The organism is Pseudomonas sp. 102515 (assembly GCF_031085165.1).
GTDB lineage: Bacteria > Pseudomonadota > Gammaproteobacteria > Pseudomonadales > Pseudomonadaceae > Chryseomonas.
In genome coordinates this window covers 1-482 of sequence record NZ_JAVHTY010000017.1, presented here as the reverse complement: position 1 = coordinate 482, position 482 = coordinate 1, and the positions used below count along the sequence as shown (strand labels likewise).

Here is a 482-nt window from a genome sequence, read left to right as displayed (position 1 = left end):
AGATCAATCGATTACTCGATGATCTTGGCAACCACGCCGGCGCCGACGGTACGACCGCCTTCACGGATGGCGAAACGCAGACCGTCTTCCATCGCGATCGGAGCGATCAGGGTGACAACCATCTTGATGTTGTCGCCCGGCATCACCATCTCGACGCCTTCCGGCAGCTCGCAGTTACCGGTCACGTCGGTGGTGCGGAAGTAGAACTGCGGACGGTAGCCCTTGAAGAACGGGGTGTGACGACCACCTTCTTCCTTGGACAGCACGTACACTTCGCACTCGAACTTGGTGTGCGGCTTGATGGTGTTCGGCTTGGCCAGAACCTGGCCACGCTCCACGTCTTCACGCTTGGTGCCACGCAGCAGCACGCCGACGTTCTCGCCAGCACGGCCTTCGTCCAGCAGCTTGCGGAACATCTCGACGCCGGTGCAGGTGGTCTTGACGGTGGCCTTGATGCCCACGATCTCGACTTCTTCCTGGAT

The 482-nt window shown here is 60.4% G+C and carries 1 protein-coding gene; it reads right to left on the bottom strand.

Annotated features, from left to right (window positions below):
• Positions 1-11: 11 nt before the first annotated feature.
• A partial coding sequence (locus tag RCF34_RS22800; protein ID WP_308710165.1) for an EF-Tu/IF-2/RF-3 family GTPase occupies positions 12-482 on the bottom strand: 471 nt, incomplete at its 5' end.